Source organism: Endobacterium cereale, assembly GCF_009617585.1.
GTDB classification, from domain to species: Bacteria; Pseudomonadota; Alphaproteobacteria; order Rhizobiales; family Rhizobiaceae; genus Neorhizobium; species Neorhizobium cereale.
In genome coordinates, this window is the sequence record NZ_WIXI01000042.1 from 1 (window position 1) to 16126 (window position 16126).

Consider the following 16126-nt stretch of genomic DNA (forward strand, 5'->3'; position numbering starts at 1 on the left):
GCGGCGGAGTAAAACCAGGCCACTATCGGCGCACGCATGAGACCTCCGGGAGGGCGTAGCCCGAGCGGGGGTCTCATGCGTGCGTGGCGATTTTCACGGAGGGTTTAGCCGGCCTTTCTGGCGCGGCTTTGGGCGAGACGATAGCTGTCGCCGTTCATCTCGAGGATGTTTACGTGGTGGGTGATGCGATCGAGCAGTGCGCCCGTCAAACGCTCGGAACCCAAGGTTTCCGTCCATTCGTCAAACGGTAGATTGCTGGTGATCAGGGTGGCTCCGCGTTCGTATCGTTGCGAGATTAGCTCGAACAGCAACTCCGCGCCGGTCTTCGACAGCGGCACGAAGCCCAGCTCATCGATGATGAGAAGCTGGTATGCAGCCATTTGCTTCTGGAAGCGAAGAAGACGCCGCTCATCACGTGCCTCCATCATCTCGCTGACCAGGGCGGCGGCCGTGGTGAAGCCGACGGACATGCCCTTCTGGCATGCGGCCAAGCCGAGACCGAGTGCGACATGCGTCTTGCCCGTGCCACTTGGCCCGAGAGCGATGACGTTCTCGCGTCGCTCGATCCACTCACATCGGGCCAGTTCCAGCACCTGCATCTTGTTGAGTTTGGGGATGGCTACGAAGTCGAAGCTGTCGAGGCTTTTGACGACGGGGAATTTGGCCGCCTTGATACGGCGCTCGACCTTGCGGCGGTCCCGTTCGATCATCTCTCTTTCGGAAAGCCGGAACAGGTATTCGACATGATCGACGCCGTCGGTGGCACATAGCCGGGCCAGCTTCTGGTACTCGCGCTGGAAGGTCGGGAGCTTGAGGGTTTTGAGATAATGGGAGAGCAGGATCTCGGGCACTTCGTCACTCATGCCGCTTCTCCCGCATCCGATGACAGGAGGCGCATGTACGCCTTCGCCGATGTCGTCTCGACCGTCGCCTTCCTTGGGGATGGCGGCGAAGTCGAAGCTGTCCAAGCTTTTGACGACGGGGAATTTGGCCGCCTTGATGCGGCGCTCGACCTTGCGGCGATCCCGTTCGATCATCTCCCTTTCGGAAAGCCGGAACAGGTATCCGACATGATCGGCACCCTCTGTGGCGCATAGCCGGGCCAGCTTCTGGTACTCGCGTTGGAAGGTCGGCAGCTTAAGCGTCTTGAGATAGTGGGCAAGCAGGATCTCTGGTGCTTCGGTACTCATGCCGCTTCTCCCGCATCCGATGACAGGAGGCGCATGTACGCCTTCGCCGATGTCGTCTCGACCGTCGCCTTCGGCAGGTAGGGATAGATAGACAGGTCCAGTCGAGGCGGCCGGCGCTCCACCCGGCATAGGATCAGGTGCTTGACGGCGTCGAAGCCGATAGCTCCGAGCTGCAGGGCCTGCTTCACCGCCGCATGCAGGTCCGTAAGGTCGAAACTCTCCAGAAGACGGAGAACCTGCACGTACTCACGTCGGCCATGCTTTGCCATGCGGCCTTCCATCAGCCGGCGCAGCGTGGCGAATTCCTCTGGCAAGTCCCACCCCTGGAGAGGCGCTGCCTGATCCAGCGAATTGATCTTTTGCTCGATCAGCGGCAGGTAATGCACAGGATCGAAGATGACGTCTTCCCGTTCCCAGCTCCGGGGATGGCGGGCGATGATCTCGCCACGGCAGCCAATCACCACTTCGTCGACATAACCCCGGACCCAGACATCCTGATGGCCGTAGGCGACCGGCACGGAATAGTCGTTGGTCTTGTAGCGAACGAGCGACTGGGCTGTTACCTTGACGCCGGCCTGGTCGCACGCATCGAAAGGCGATGCCGGTAACATGCGCATGGCAGCCAGATCCCGTTGTAGCCGCTCCCCGATCGTCCCGCTCTCGCCGCGTAGCCTGTCGCTCTGGCGCTTGCGGCATTGCTCTTCCAGCCAGACGTTGAACGCCTCCCATGTTGGAAACTGTGGGATCGGGACCATAAAGTTGCGCCTGCTATAGCCGACGAGACCCTCGACATTCCCTTTATCGTTGCCCTTTCCCGGACGACCATAACGATCCCGGATCAGGTAATGGGACAAGAAGCCGCTGAACAGCGCCGCGCGCTTGCGTGTTCCATCAGGCAGGATCTTTGCCACGAGGCAGCGATCGTTGTCGTAGACGATCGACTGCGGCACGGCCCCGAAGAACGCGAACGCATGGATGTGGCCGTCGACCCAGGCCTCCGATACTGCCGCGGGATAAGCCCGGACATAGCAGCCGTCGCTATGCGGCAGATCCAGCACAAAGAAGTGGGCTTTCCGCTCCACGCCGCCGATCACCACCATCGCCTCACCGAAGTCGGCCTGCCCATGGCCCGGCGGGTGAGCCAGCGGCACGAACACTTCCTGGCGACGCTGATCCCGCTCGCGCATGTAATCCTTGATGATCGTGTAGCCACCGGTGAAGCCGCGCTCGTCCCGGAGCCGGTCGAACACCCGCTTGGCCGTGTGGCGCTGCTTGCGCGGCACCTTCACGTCCTCATCGAGCCAATGATCAATTGTCGAGACGAACGCATCCAGCTTCGGCCGCCGGATCGGCAACTGACGCTGATAGCCCGGCGGCGTCGAATACGACAACATCTTAGCAACGCTGTCGCGAGATATGTTGAAATGCTTTGCAGCCTGACGCCGGGTCATCCCCTCCGACACGGCCAAGCGAACCTTGAGATACAATTCCACGGTGTAGATCCCCTTGTCCCTCCTGCTTCCAATGCAGAAGGAAGATAGGTGGCCGGATTTTACTCCGCCCCTACGGCGTGATTATCGCGCCGTTACCGTGGCAGACTTTTGCACCGCCGCTCTCACAAATTGGCTCATCCCGTCGCTAATTGAGAAGATGATTCGCGGCGACAGGCCCCAAACAACAAGCGGCCGTCAGCTCGCGGACTATCTATTTATAGACGATGTCGGCCAAGCCGTTCTTTCTGTCGCCGAACATGCCGCGGCCCAGGGGATCTTCAATCTTGGTTCCGGTCGCCCCGTTTCGGTCAGGACCATCGTAGAAACCATTCGGAATATCATCGCTCCAGACATGAATCTGGTATTTGGGGAAGTTCCACATAGTGCCAACCAAGTCTGGCATATGGAGGCCGATATAACACGGCTCACGTCTTTGACAGGGTTTTCGCCAAGTGTCAGTATTGATGAGGGCTTGCGTCTGACAGCCGATTGGCACAAAGCGCGCCTACCGTGAGGCTGCCATGTTTTCTGTGAAGCCTTTACGCCTAGTTCGCTTGGTGCGTTTCGGCTTTGTCGGAGTGCTTAACACGGTGTTCGGTTATGGCTTCTATTTCCTGCTCGTATATGTCGGGATGTTGCCAGAACTTGCCCTCCTTGGTGCAACGGTTCTCGGAGTCGTGTTTAATTTTTTTACAACGGCTCGACTTGTCTTTCGTAACAGAGACAATCGTTTGATCGGCCGTTTTGCTTTGACCTATGTAATCATCTATCTTGTCAATGCTCTTGTATTGAGACTGCTGATCGCCACTGGCGCAGATCCATTTCTGTCTCAAGCCGCCATTCTTCCATTTACCACGCTGGGCGCGTTTGCCATCATGCGGATTTATGTCTTTCGGGAAGCACAGCCATGAAAACCATTTCGGTGATTTCACCTGCTTATAATGAAGTAGAGAATGTCCGTCTTTGCTATGAACGTCTGAAAGCGATCTTTGCGGAGCATTTGCCCGATTATCGTTTGGAGCATATTTTTGCGGATAACGCCTCCAGCGACGGGACAGTCGACATATTACGGGAAATTGCTGCGGCCGATGCGAGCGTGAAGGTCATTTTGAACTCTCGCAACTTTGGCCCCTTTCGGTCTCTCTTCAACGGATTGCGATACGCTACGGGCGATGCGGTGGTCGTGTTCATGCCGGTGGATATGCAGGACCCGCCGGAACTCATTCCAGAATTCGTGCGCTATTGGGAGCAGGGAATTGAAGTCGTTGCGGGCGCAAGGGCCGTGCGGGAAGAGACCTGGCTGCTACGCAAGTGCCGATCTGTGTTCTATCATCTCGTCAATTCGCTGTCCGATTTCGAAATAACGCCAAATGTGGGCGAGTTCCAGTTAATAGACCGCAAGGTTTGGGATGCCATCATGCAATATGATGACCACTACCCCTATGTGCGAGGGATCATTGCCTCTGTCGGGTTCAAGCGTCTTATTGTTCCTTATACGTGGGGCGAACGTAAACGAGGCATTTCGAAAAACAACTTTCCTCGCCTTATCGATCAAGCCCTCAATGGGATATTTTCGTTCACGAATGCACCCATGCGATTGTGCATCTATCTGGGTTTCACGATTGCAGCGATATGCATCGCATACGCATTATTCTCTATTTCAATGTTCCTGTTCTTTCCCACTCCTGCACCAAGAGGGACAGCGACAATCATAGCATCAATATTTTTCCTCTCGGGAATACAATTAGCATTTATCGGTATGCTGGGAGAATACGTCACCTCAATACACTCGCAAGTCCGAAAGCGCCCTTTGGTCGTAGAGCGCGAGCGATTGAACATAGATGAAAAGTACTCGCCGAAAAGCAGCAATCGGTCTTTGGAATTGATCGAATAGCTTGGGCCAATTAGAGAGTTAAGCTGCGCGATCGGACCGACATTCAATCCCAGCGGGTGCCCGAAGCATAACTGGAAGCTGCCGCTCGAGGTTCGAACACTCCGACAGATCTAGGAGCGGCCTATACATCAGACAATCTTGACTGCATGGCAAGGGTGGCGGAAAGGGTGTTCTGGCTATTGCACCAACCGGCTAATACCAACCGTCATTGATCAGAACCTGAACTGCCCCCCATTTCACCCGGACAGTCGGCATCAGCACAGGCTTATGTCTCACGCGTATCGACACGTTTGAATTGCTGACGGGTGATGTTCGCCGTAGGCGGTGGACAACCGAGCAGAAGCTGACAATTATTGATCAGAGTTTCGAACCAGGCGAGACGGTATCTTCGACCGCTAGCCGCCATGGCGTTGCGCCCAATCTGGACTTGCTTCGGAAAAGTGGAGAGGTTTGCTTCAGTTGAAGGGAAGCCGTAATGATGAAGAGAGTGCCCTTTACGAAGGACTTCGAGCGCGAAGCCGTTCGCCTTGCCGAAACTAGCGGCCGCACGCGGCGCTAGATTGCTGATGATCTGGGGATGGGATTGTCGACGTTGACGTGGCGGCTCAGCTGCAACCGGGATGCCATCATGGATGAACCCGCCGTCGCGAAGGCGATGAGGATATGGCAGATGAACTCAAACGGCTGCGGCGCGAGAACGAGGTTTTGCGTCAGGAGCGGGATATTCTGAAATTTTATGGTAAACGACTTCTTGCAGGAACTCTATCTGAATGTTGTGGTTCGCCAATGAACTGGCCGCACTTTCACCCGGACAGTCGGCATAAGCAGAAAGGCTCAAGCACAGGCTTGAGGACAGGTTTATATCCAACGCGTATCGACGCGTTGAATTGCTGATTGGTGATGTTCGCCGCAGGCGTTGGACAACCGAGCAAAAGGTGACGATCATCGAACAGAGTTTCGAACCAGGCGAGACGGTATCTTCGACCGCTCATCGTCACGGCGTTGCGCCCAACTGCTTTACTGGTGGCGCAGGCTTTTGAGCGAGGGAGGTGCTGCAGCCGTGGATTCTGACGAGCCGGTTGTCGGCAATTCGGAAGTAAAGAAGCTGGAGGATCGCGTCCGCGAGTTGGAGCGTATGCTCGGCCGCAAGACGATGGAGGTCGAAATCCTCCGTGAAGCACTTTCCAAAGCGGACTCAAAAAAACGGATATCGCGGCCGATCTTGTTGCCGAAGGATGGTTCCCGATGAAGACCGTCGCAGAGACGTTGGGCATCTCCCGATCCAACCTCATCGAGCGGCTGAAAGATAAATCAAAGTCGCGTGGGCCATACAACAAGGTCGAGGATGCAGACCTTTTGCCGATCATTCGCAGGCTGGTGGATCAGAGGTCAACCTATGGCTATCGGCGGATCGCCGTGCTCCTCAATCGCGAAAGGCGATCCGCCGATAAGCCTGTCGTCAACGCAAAACGGGTTCATCGCATCATGGGCAACCACGCCATGCTGCTGGAGAAGCATACGGCCGTTCGCAATGGCCGCCTCGACAACGGCAAGGTCATGGTCATGCGCTCCAACTTGCGCTGGTGCTCGGACGGTCTGGAGTTCACCTGCTGGGATGGCGAGGTCATTCGTCTCGCCTTCATCTCGACACCTTCGACCGCGAGATCATCGCTTGGGCGGCAGTCGCAAATGCAGGCATCTCCGGCTCGGATGTGCGCGACATGATGCTGGAAGCAGTCGAGAAGCGCTTCCATGCAACCCGAGTCCCGCATGCTATCGAGCATCTCTTTGACAATGGTTCAGCCTACACAGCGCGGGACACGAGGCTGTTTGCCCAGGCGCTCAATCTGACGCCATGCTTCACGCCGGTCGCCAGCCCCCAGTCGAACGGAATGTCAGAGGCATTCGTCAAAACCCTGAAAGGGGATTACGTGCGCATATCAGCTCTGCCAGACGCCGAAACGGCGCTCCGACTCATCGACGGATGGATCGAAGACTACAACGAAATCCATCCCCATTCCGCGCTCAAGATGGCTTCCCCTCGGCAGTTCATCAGGGCTAAATCAAACTAGCCGATTTGTCCGGCAAAATGGGGGGCACTCCAGCCAAATAGTATGATTGCGGGTTGGGGTTTAACCACCGATAAGCACTGCTTATCGGTGGTCAGCTAATTCCCGCTTCAGTTTGGTTGACCTCCATCGTAGCGTTTGATGGCACCCGTTCAACACCTACTCAAATGTGATCCATGGCACGCCCTGAACGAGCCGCCCGCCATGTTCACAGGCGTCCCCTATCCGCGCTACCTTCTTGCCATTGATCTTTGCGATTGAAGAACCACCGGTAATGCCGGCCGTGGTCGGCACGCCAGTGCAAATGCACTTGTCGTTGACAGTCGCTACCGGCACGCCTTCGACACAGACGAAATTCTGTGCCGTCGAGACAACCGGACCGCCCACATGCGGACGTGGTCCGGGGGCCACCATCGGGCAGATATGCATGTGGCCTTTGAGTGTGACAAAACTGCCCATAACCAGCCTCCTGGAAGATCACGCGTTATTGGCGACCGAGTTCACGCACAAACTCGCTGCCACCGTCTTCTACACGGCTAAGACGGATTGGGCCCAAATCGGCAAGGAGATGAAAATGCTCAATCGCCGAGACTTTTTTCAAACTATCAAGAGCGCCGCTGCCGCCCATCGCAAGCGCAGGAAAGTAGCCATAAACTTCGCCGAACTTCAACGCCCCATGTGTCTTCAGGAATTTCGAAAGGACAAATTTTTCGGTTGCCGGGTCGAGAAGATCGTAGAAGTCATTGTCAAGGTAGAGGACCGAACTAACCAGCACCCCCATGCCTTCTGATTTCTTGTTTCTGTTTATCAGGCCCGTCGCCTCAAGGCGCGGAAGATCGATTTCAAACGTCTCATTCCAATCCGCATTCCAGACAAACAGTCGCCCCGTTGCGCCATAGCCATAAATAAATGTTCGATCCGGTGTGAAATCTGGATCTCCAGCGAAAATCTTTTCGCTGAGCTCGGCCATGTCATGAGGATTGCAGAATTGGAATCGGCCCTGCCGCCAGACTCCTAGACCTGCCTCTCTCCAGAACTGCAGGAATTCCTCCGGGAATGCACTCTGCAGCGAAGCCAAGGTGTCATCGTCGACCGACCGCTGGTCGGAAAACGCACCGTTTTTGGAAAGAAGGTACTCAAAATCCTCATGCATATTCATCAGACTCCCGGCTTGCACCGCTGCAATTTGATACTCATGTTTTCCGCCCCACTTTTCTTCGCATCCTGCGCCATGTCCAGCAATTCTTGCCGGCGACTGGACCAGCTGCCGCCTATGGAGCGGTTTTCACTTTTAGGCCCGACACCCGACATGGAGCCGTCGCCGCCACCAGCCCAGTCGAGCGTATGCAGGGCATCCATGCCTTTCATCATCCGGCTGACCTCGCTTTTGACAACCCGGTCACGCTCTGCAGCGCCCACTCCTCCTTGGCGCAATTCGTTATCCAGCATGCGTTCCAGCTCGCGACTCGCCTTCGCTCTTTCCCCGGCGCGAGCATTACCGTCACTTGGTCTGCCCTTAAAATTCTTGAGCGCGGTTTCCAGTTCATCAGGCGTCAGGTTATTGAGCGCGGCTTCCTGCATTTCGAGCTGACGATCCAGCTCTTCATCTGTGCCTTTCTTGCCTTTTTTGAAGCATTTAACCCGCTGCTTGCAATTTTTGCAGATCTTCCCGCCCCTTTTGCCGAGACGTTTCAACGTCTGCTTGGATTGGTTCTTCAGATACTGCTTGAGCACTTTTTTTGCCGCGAGGCGCACAAGTATCGCGCCGACAATAACAACAGGTGCAGCCATTGGTATCTCTATCCCTCGGTTGCTGCGGCAGCTTCTATCGCCTTGCGAAGCCGCTGCGCCGGTGTACGTTTCAGATCACGGCGATCTCCACCTTCCCCCGACCTGACGTAGTTTATGAGCTTACGGTCGAGTGTTACCTCTCCCTTGCTGGCCACATAAAGGAAGGCCCAGTCACCAAGATCCTCATCCGTATGCAGGCCGATCCGGTTGCCGGATTTACGGGCCTTATCGATTTGCGCCTGGAGTTCGATGTCATCGAGATCGCTGACCACATCCGGCGCCGCATCACGCAGATAGTTCGCGATGGCAGAAGTGCTACTGTTGTCGATTGCCTGCTGAAGCTGATCGATCTGCTCTATTGTCAGCGTCAACGGCCCGGGCAGAGGCGGCGGCAGCGAAACTGAACGCACCGCGCGTTTCACTCTCTCTTCCCCGGTGTTGAACAGGATCGCAGGGGCCGGACCGAAAAAGCGTGCGAGTTGTTCGGGCGACAGGATCGGAAGCAGATGCGACAACACGGTTGGATCCCAGTGACGGAAAAGAACGCGTTCGTATCTCAACGGTTTTCCGTGGCGCTCATCTTTATCCGTCGCATTCTGGTCGGGAATGCGTATTTGGTTGATCGCTCTCAGGTGCCGCAAGAGTTTCTGCTCGCCATCGGGACAGGACCAGAACACCGCACACGGCGCCTCAAGTGCCAGCGATTCGATATGTTCGCGAATTCTGCGATCGCGGAGCATGACAAGCCAGGGACCATCCCGACGCATCTCGCGGTCGCCACCGCTTAGAAACAGAGACTGACAGGCGATACCCGCCTGCTCGAGATCGTCTTCCAGATCCTCGAAACAGCCGCCGTCAAGGACCGCAAAAAGCGGTGCGGGCAGCCTGTCAAGATTTGCACTGAAGCCAAGCACAAAGGCTTCTGAAACTTGTGAATTGGCGTATTCATCATCCTGCAAGAGGAGCACTCCTCTCTCACTCGTAATAATCTATATCGATATTCGCGCCAATTTTTGAAGCAAAAAAAGACATAGAAGGCGGTATTATTACAGAAGGAAGACGTCCATCGACGTTTATTATTATCGTTATTCTCGAAGTCGCGGACGCAGATACGGCTTCGACATCTTCAACAACAGGACCAAGCTTCGAATATATTTCTTTCCAATAGTGCTCGACATCCATATCACCTTCGCTTGACATCAGCGACCATATGCTCTGCCTGGGCAATGACAGTTTTTCATTTCTTTCGCCTTTGCCCACCTCCTTGTCTGGCTTGATGCCCAAGAGTTGTGTCACTTCTCTCGGGTGTTGAGCGGTATCGAAAAGGCTGAAATCAATTCTGATACTAGAAGCCATTGATGTTTATTCCCATTGATTGTGGGGTCCCCGTCCCTTGCCTCGGTCCAAAATACATATCGCCCTTCCTGTCGACGAAAATGTCGTATTTCGAGTCTAGGCCGTATTCGTTCTTCAAGTCATGCGCATCTTTGAAATCGTTATTTTTGGCAGCTCGATCCAGCTCCTTTTTAGACATCCGCTTGGCGTCTTTCCCCTTCTGCTCATCATCATCGTCTTCCGGTGGAATTGGGCAATCGCCGGTCGGACATGTATCGGCAATTGGGCCTGAGCTAAGCTGTTCCTCCGCCTTTTTATCGGCGTTCTGATCGTCTGAGGACATCGCATTGATGCCTTCGCTTACTCCATAGGCAAACCCCATCGCTGAACCGACAAAGGCGACAGCCTTTCCCAGAGCTACCACGGCAGGCGGTATGGCGAATGCAGCAAAAGCAACCATCAGGAGGCCCCTCGCGCATGTTTCTGAGCTTCACGGAGAAGAATTCTCACCCGCATGTCAGGCGTAAACGAGGGGTCGCGCACCGTCATGAAAGAAATGACGTCGGCATTATGCTTAAGCTTGCCCCCTGCTACGACCTGCATGTAGCACCATCGACCAATGTTCGCTTCTGACAAGACGCCATAAGCTTTGGCTTCCTGCATGTAGGAGTGTGTGAGCCTGTGGAGTTCCGGATCGGGTATTTGCCGAGTGCGATCGGGTGCAGCACTTCGCAGATAATTTGAAATACGATGCACATGGTGATCATGACGACCGCTCTCGATGGAGCGAAGTGTCTCCGGATCTATCCGCAATGCCCCCTTTTCGGTCGGCGGCAGATTGGCCGGACGAACGGCGCGCTTGAAACCACCGTAGTTCACCGCATTGACGATGATTGCATCGCCAGGGCCAAAAAACCGCGCGAGTTGCGGACCGTCAAATTTCGATATGAAGGTTCCCACAACATTCGGGTCCCAGTGCCGGAACAACACCCGTTCATAGTAAATCGACCTATCGCCTTCACCTGTGTTGCGGGCAATACGACTGTCGGGAACCAGTATCTGGTTAATCGTGCGTAGATGCTGCCAGAGAACATTACCGCCAGCTGCGCACGACCAAAAGACGGCACAGGGTTTTGCCATGGCCAGTTCAGCGACGTGCGAGCGTATCTTTTCCTCATCAAGATCCACGAGCCATGGGCCGTCACGCCGCATCTCCTCGCTGCCACCGCGCAAAAACAGCGACCGGCTGTGAATGCCGAGATCGGCCAGTTCATCTTCCAGGTCATCGAAATGGCCGCCGTCCATCACCGCGAAAAGAGGCCCGGAAAGCGTATTGAGCGCCTCCAGAAACGCGCCCAAGTCGAGCTCTCTCTCAGTGCAATCGATGTCAGTGTCCTGCATGGCAATCACACGCGTACGAATGGTGTGGACGATTGCGACATCTTTTTCAGGCAAGACGCGCCTTTACCCGGTCCGCCCTTCTTGAAATTGATGCGGTTTCCTTCGACGTCGATCTTAAGAGCGTAAAGTTTTATCCCCTTCTTCGTTATAGAAATGTACCCTCCCGGCGCGGACAGCCTGATCTCCTCATCGGCAAAGATTTCCCACACCTTTGCCTCGCCGTGGTATTTTTCGCCGGAGACGAGGTTGTAAAGTTTGCCGACATCGACGGAAATTTTTTCGCCGACAGAAACATGCTGTTCCTTGCCGACCTGTCTCATTTCGGTCTGGCCGATATTGGTTACCTTGCTCACGCCGATCTGCTCGGCCTTGGCGACCCCGACGCTGGTGGACTGGAATGAGCCGACAATGGTGTTCATGATGCCTGGCAATGGGAAGAGGCCGGATGCAGCGTCGCCAACACCGGTGCCAGATCCGGCAAGCGCGGTGCCGGCATCCGCACGCGGGCTGGAACCAGCAACAACACCTTGCCGGCTGCCGAGACCGCCTGCGCCGAGAAAGCCGAGAGCAGATGATGCAAGCGTGCCAGCGAAGGCTGCGACCCCCGGACCGCCGCCGCCTGCGAGTTGAGCCGCTTGCGAGAGCAAACCGGAAGTCTGCCCCGCCATGCTTTGCACGGCTCCCATCAGTGCCATCGCCATCGGTCCAGTTCCGCCGACAACGGTGTTCATGGAACCACCGACTTCATGCTTCTGGTTGCCACCGACCTCCACCGTGCGGTTCGAGCCAATTGCCGATACTTCGTGCCGGTCGATGCGCTTGGTCCGGTCGTTCAGAACCCGCGTCGTCTGGTCCTTCTGAGCGTGGAAGAACATATTCTCTTGGCCCGCCTCGTCCTCAAACGTCATTTCGTTGAAGCCCTGGCCCTTGTGCGTGTTCGAGCGCATGACCATGCGCGTCTTGTTGGCTGGCAGGTCGTAAGGAACAGAATTGCTAGGATTCGGCACGACGCCTGTCACCAGCGGCCGGTCCGGATCACCATCGACATAGGCGATCATCACCTCCATGCCGATGCGAGGAATGACCTGTGCACCCCAGGTGCCGCCACCCCAGCTTTGTGCCACGCGCACCCAGCAGGTATCGGAACCGTCTTTCTTGGCCTTGCGGTCCCATGGGAACCATACCTTGATGCGGCCATACTGGTCTGGGTGGATTTCTTCACCCTCAGGTCCGGCAACGATCGCCACCTGCGTGCCTTCGATACGCGGGCGCTTGGTTTCGCGATGGGGTGTCATCGGCACTCGGGAGGGAACGGCTTCGAACTCGTTGCGATATTCCGGCTCGTTGCTATTGGTCTCGTAGGAACGATCCACCACCGTCTGCACCAACTTAATGACGACGTGCTCATCGTAGGCATGATCAGGATGAGCGACCTCGTAGGGCGTGAAGCGTCGGCCGGTCTCGATGATGCGGGATGTCGAAGCACCGTAAACCCGGTCATGGTCGGCTTCAGACGCCTGCGACCTGAGTTTTTGCGCACGCTCTGCCTCTGCCACAGAGGAGATGCGAGCCGGGTATTCGTAAAGCTCGCGCTTTGTTGCATCCGGCATCTGCACCAGCGACGGTGTCATCGTGCCCGGCACCAGACGGGGCGTTTCAAAATTCCAGTCGGCACCTGCGCGCTGGCCCGGTACGTAAGAAAACTGTCGTGCCCATTCGTTAATATGGTTGCGATCGGACGAACCCTGTGCCAGGCGCACCCTGCCCTCGCCTTGTGCAGACAGCGACGGTCCAAGCCAGCCATTGGCAGTGTCGGCCACGTGCAGCTTGTGTTTGCCGTCCTCGTGGCTGAACCAGTAGAACAGCCCGTCCTCCTCGAAACGCCTTGATAAATAAGCGAAATCCGTCTCGTTCCATTGAACGGAGTAATGCTGTTTGGCTGGCGATGTAATCACGCCCGATGTGTCCGGTGCCGGAATGCCGTGTTCGGAAAACAAAGCCTCGGCGATCTCCACCGCCGTCTTGTCCATCCAGATGCGGCAGTCGGAACGACGGGTCAGCAGCCACATCTGCGGGCGCAGCACCATCGCATAGGAGCGCAGGCCACGGGTGATCGGTGGGCCTTCGTTCAACTGGGTAACAAGACCGTTGAACGGACGGCGGACAGCCGATCCCTCTTCGCCGTCACCCTGCTGGACCTCCACCGAGACGTCTAGCAGCCGGCCGATCAGCTCTTCTGGCTTGATCTGCACTTTTTTTGTGCGTGCAACGAGGCGGATCTCGAACAGCGAGGATATGCCTTCCTCGATCGTCACGCGCTCGGGCAGAAGCTGGTCTTCACCCAGCGGGGAGTTGATTTTCAGGATACGGCTCGCCTGGATGAAATCAGCGGCGGAAGATGCGTTGTCCATGGTCGGCTCCGGCAATCTGAAAACCAAGAAAAGCACCACAGGAAGCAAAGGCTGGATCCGGTGATGCAAAAAAATGCACGTCTTAATCGCGGCAAAAACTAGAGCCCGGATCCGTGAGGTCAACCCTGAATGGGCATGGTTTTGCAGATAGGGGGAATTTACGGGGCCCTGCAGTTGCAAAAGCGGCTGGAGAAAGAGGGCATTGTCTGTTGCAAAAATCGGCAAGACCGGCATCTTTGGTGCCGTGCCTCGATCGATCCGGGATCGGCTTGGGGTGCGGCATGAGGCAAGGCAGACAGGCGGGCGAACAGTTGGCCAGGAAAAAAGACGACAGGCAAACGATCGCGCCACCCGCAGATGATGCCGACACCTATGCGCTGAACCGTGAGGAACCAAACGAGCGGCGAGGCGGCGGCTGGACAGTGGCGATCCGCCGAAGGGCCAAAAAGATCGTGCGGCTGTTCAAGGATAGCATCTACGGATCGTCCGAAGCGGCTTACGCCCAGGCACGTGCCTATCGTGATGCCGTCATCACCGCCCTGCCCCCGCCGACCAATCTCGAGCAGGCGGTTAAGATCCGTAAGAATAACAAGAGCGGCATCTCAGGTGTTCGCCGGGTCGAGACCGAAGAGGGTGATGTCTGGCAGGCAACGCTGATGACCAATGAGGGTCAGAAACGCGAGAGCTTTTCCATTGGTCGGTATGGAGAAGAGGCTGCCAAGTCGATGGCGATTGCCCAGCGCATGCGCTGGCTAAAGGCGCTGCCGGTCAAACATCTGGCCTATGCCCATCATGCCGAAGAGATCACACGCCAGAATTTTGACCACCAGCTGGATGTCGTTGCCGATGTGGCGCCGCAGGTGCAAATCAGCGAGGAGGAGGTCGTTGCCCGCATCGCTGAGATCAACGCGCGCTTTGATGTTTACCGCCCTCCCCGCCTGAAAGTGCGTGTCAAAAGCTATGGGCCGGCACGGCTGGCCGTCGCCGTCTCTGATGGCGGCTCTCCTGCAAAACGTAAACTGGCACACGTCAACACGGTGAAGATGATGCATGGTGGCGCGCTGGCCGCTGCCGGCAAGGTTCGGGAGGTCGTCGAGGAGATCTACAACGCTGACGTCGCCCGCTGGTTTGCAAAGGAGCATGGTAACGCCCTGCTGGCGCCGGAGAGCTTTGATCCTGCCGTCGGCTTCAACGTCACCGTCTGGGTGCCGGTGGAGCTGATCCGCTGATGCCGCAGCAACGCAAACCGGCAGCCTCCCTCTCCTCCGTTGTCCGTCGCGCGGCCGAGCTTGATACGATTGCGGCAGTCCTGCCAATCGATCGCCGTGATGAACTCGCCGAGCTGCTGACCGATCAGGATGTCGAAACACTTCGCCATCTGGTCAATGAAGGCATGGGTGACAATACACTGCGTGCCCTCACCTCCGATCTTGCCTATCTGCAAGCGTGGTCATTGGCGGCAACAGGCGCATCCCTGCCCTGGCCGGCGCCGGAAGCGTTGCTCTTAAAATTTGTCGCCCATCACCTGTGGGATCCGAACAAACGCAACACCGATCCCGATCACGGCATGCCGGTTTCCGTTGAGCAAAACCTCCGCGCCCAACGCTTTCTGAAATCCACCGGTCCTCACGCACCCGACACCGTGCGCCGGCGGCTTGCCTCGTGGTCGACGCTGAGCAGATGGCGCGGTCTTACCGGTGCCTTCGCCTCCCCTGCCCTCAAGTCGGCAATCCGCCTTGCCGTGCGGGCCACGCCGCGACCACGTAAACGCAAGAGTGCCAAGGCTGTCACAGGTGATGTTCTGGCCAAGCTGTTGGCGACCTGTGGCAGCGACAGCCTTCGCGATATCCGCGACCGGGCTATCCTGATGGTGGCCTTTGCCTCCGGTGGCCGCCGGCGTAGCGAGATTGCCGGACTGCGAAAAGAACAGCTCACCAATGAGCCACCGATCACCACCGAGGACGGCACCACTCTGCTCTCTCTTACGATTCATCTCGGACGCACAAAGACATCCGATGCCGACCACGATGAGGTTGTCTATCTCACCGGCCGGCCCGTCGAGGCACTCAACGCCTGGCTTGAAGCGGCCCGCATCATTACGGGCAGCATATTCCGCGCCATCGACCGCTGGGGCAATGTGTCCAAACGCACGATCGATCCGCAATCCGTCAACGACATCGTCAAGCAGCGGGCAAAACTTGCTGGGCTTGAGCCTGGGGAGTTTTCGGCACACGGGTTGCGGTCAGGTTATCTGACCGAGGCTGCCAATCGCGGCATACCGCTGCCGGAAGCGATGGAGCAGTCGAGGCATAGGTCTTGTGCAGCAGGCGTCGAGCTATTATAACAGTGCGACACGGCGCAGTGGGAAGGCGGCGCGGCTGCTGAGCTGATCGCGAGCGCCACGGTCAAATCGATGGTAGCGCTTCCGGCGCGGGATAGGTGTTCAGCGTTTCGCGAATGTATCCCTCGATATAGGCGAAGACGGCTACCGCACCCTCGTCTGTTTCAACTGCTCTGATCTGCACTGAGCCCCAACTTTGGA

At 56.7% G+C, this 16126-nt stretch carries 14 protein-coding genes and 5 pseudogenes; 8 read left to right on the forward strand and 11 right to left on the reverse strand.

The window, feature by feature from the left end; translation table 11 throughout:
• Nucleotides 1–104 precede the first annotated feature (104 nt).
• From istB to istA, 3 genes and pseudogenes are all read right to left on the reverse strand, one after another.
• Nucleotides 105–863, reverse strand: a complete 759-nt coding sequence (gene istB, locus GAO09_RS11435) for an IS21-like element helper ATPase IstB (RefSeq protein ID WP_153354357.1) — start codon at nucleotides 861–863, stop codon at nucleotides 105–107.
• Between the two features lie 141 nt (nucleotides 864–1004).
• Nucleotides 1005–1190: pseudogene (locus GAO09_RS11440) on the reverse strand (AAA family ATPase); the annotation flags it as partial.
• Nucleotides 1187–2683 (reverse strand): IS21 family transposase, encoded by a 1497-nt coding sequence (gene istA, locus GAO09_RS11445; protein WP_338015072.1) that lies wholly within the window; start codon nucleotides 2681–2683, stop codon nucleotides 1187–1189. The gene istA and the pseudogene GAO09_RS11440, both read right to left, overlap by 4 nt.
• 13 nt (nucleotides 2684–2696) lie before the next feature.
• Between istA and GAO09_RS11450 the strand changes: the two genes are divergently transcribed.
• The 6 genes and pseudogenes from GAO09_RS11450 (at nucleotide 2697) to GAO09_RS11475 (ending at nucleotide 6649) form a co-directional block, all read left to right on the forward strand.
• A complete protein-coding gene (locus GAO09_RS11450; RefSeq protein WP_153354147.1) occupies nucleotides 2697–3197 on the forward strand; it encodes a Rossmann-fold NAD(P)-binding domain-containing protein in 501 nt (166 codons plus the stop codon).
• A gap of 7 nt (nucleotides 3198–3204) precedes the next feature.
• Complete coding sequence (locus tag GAO09_RS11455) at nucleotides 3205–3594, forward strand: GtrA family protein (RefSeq protein WP_153354148.1); 390 nt, start codon at nucleotides 3205–3207, stop codon at nucleotides 3592–3594.
• Nucleotides 3591–4577, forward strand: a complete 987-nt coding sequence (locus GAO09_RS11460; RefSeq protein ID WP_153354149.1) for a glycosyltransferase family 2 protein — start codon at nucleotides 3591–3593, stop codon at nucleotides 4575–4577. Before GAO09_RS11455 ends, GAO09_RS11460 begins: the two co-directional genes overlap by 4 nt.
• 267 nt (nucleotides 4578–4844) lie before the next feature.
• Nucleotides 4845–5001: pseudogene (locus GAO09_RS11465) on the forward strand (transposase); the annotation flags it as partial.
• 51 nt (nucleotides 5002–5052) lie between these two features.
• A pseudogene (locus GAO09_RS30040) lies at nucleotides 5053–5309 on the forward strand (transposase); the annotation flags it as partial.
• Nucleotides 5310–5437: 128 nt separating this feature from the next.
• Nucleotides 5438–6649: pseudogene (locus GAO09_RS11475) on the forward strand (IS3 family transposase).
• Nucleotides 6650–6805: 156 nt separating this feature from the next.
• Here GAO09_RS11475 and GAO09_RS11480 read toward each other — a convergent pair.
• From GAO09_RS11480 to tssI, 8 genes are read right to left on the reverse strand one after another with little or no spacing between them, the layout of a single operon-like run.
• Nucleotides 6806–7105, reverse strand: coding sequence for a PAAR domain-containing protein (locus GAO09_RS11480; RefSeq protein ID WP_153354151.1), 300 nt, complete (start codon nucleotides 7103–7105; stop codon nucleotides 6806–6808).
• 25 nt (nucleotides 7106–7130) lie between these two features.
• Nucleotides 7131–7805, reverse strand: coding sequence for a GAD-like domain-containing protein (locus GAO09_RS11485; protein ID WP_153354152.1), 675 nt, complete (start codon nucleotides 7803–7805; stop codon nucleotides 7131–7133).
• Complete coding sequence (locus GAO09_RS11490; RefSeq protein ID WP_153354153.1) at nucleotides 7805–8437, reverse strand: polymorphic toxin type 15 domain-containing protein; 633 nt, start codon at nucleotides 8435–8437, stop codon at nucleotides 7805–7807. Before GAO09_RS11490 ends, GAO09_RS11485 begins: the two co-directional genes overlap by 1 nt.
• Nucleotides 8438–8445: 8 nt before the next feature.
• Nucleotides 8446–9396 carry a DUF4123 domain-containing protein gene (locus GAO09_RS11495; protein WP_153354154.1) on the reverse strand — a complete coding sequence of 317 codons (951 nt, stop codon included), beginning with the start codon at nucleotides 9394–9396 and terminating at the stop codon, nucleotides 8446–8448.
• Between the two features lie 16 nt (nucleotides 9397–9412).
• Nucleotides 9413–9793: a DUF4279 domain-containing protein gene (locus GAO09_RS11500; RefSeq protein WP_153354155.1), complete on the reverse strand. Its 381-nt coding sequence runs from the start codon at nucleotides 9791–9793 to the stop codon at nucleotides 9413–9415.
• Nucleotides 9783–10232: a polymorphic toxin type 33 domain-containing protein gene (locus tag GAO09_RS11505; protein ID WP_153354156.1), complete on the reverse strand. Its 450-nt coding sequence runs from the start codon at nucleotides 10230–10232 to the stop codon at nucleotides 9783–9785. Before GAO09_RS11505 ends, GAO09_RS11500 begins: the two co-directional genes overlap by 11 nt.
• The gene (locus GAO09_RS11510; RefSeq protein WP_153354157.1) at nucleotides 10232–11227 is read right to left on the reverse strand and encodes a DUF4123 domain-containing protein; all 996 of its coding nucleotides are present in this window, start codon (nucleotides 11225–11227) and stop codon (nucleotides 10232–10234) included. The genes GAO09_RS11505 and GAO09_RS11510 overlap by 1 nt, the downstream gene beginning before the upstream one ends.
• Nucleotides 11179–13584 (reverse strand): type VI secretion system tip protein TssI/VgrG, encoded by a 2406-nt coding sequence (gene tssI, locus GAO09_RS11515; protein ID WP_153354158.1) that lies wholly within the window; start codon nucleotides 13582–13584, stop codon nucleotides 11179–11181. Before tssI ends, GAO09_RS11510 begins: the two co-directional genes overlap by 49 nt.
• 281 nt (nucleotides 13585–13865) lie before the next feature.
• On the opposite strand from tssI, the gene GAO09_RS11520 reads away from it, so the two are divergent.
• Nucleotides 13866–14813 (forward strand): AP2 domain-containing protein, encoded by a 948-nt coding sequence (locus GAO09_RS11520; protein ID WP_153354159.1) that lies wholly within the window; start codon nucleotides 13866–13868, stop codon nucleotides 14811–14813.
• Nucleotides 14813–15974 (forward strand): annotated as a pseudogene (locus GAO09_RS11525) (site-specific integrase). Before GAO09_RS11520 ends, GAO09_RS11525 begins: the two are co-directional and overlap by 1 nt.
• The last annotated feature ends 152 nt before the right edge of the window (nucleotides 15975–16126 follow it).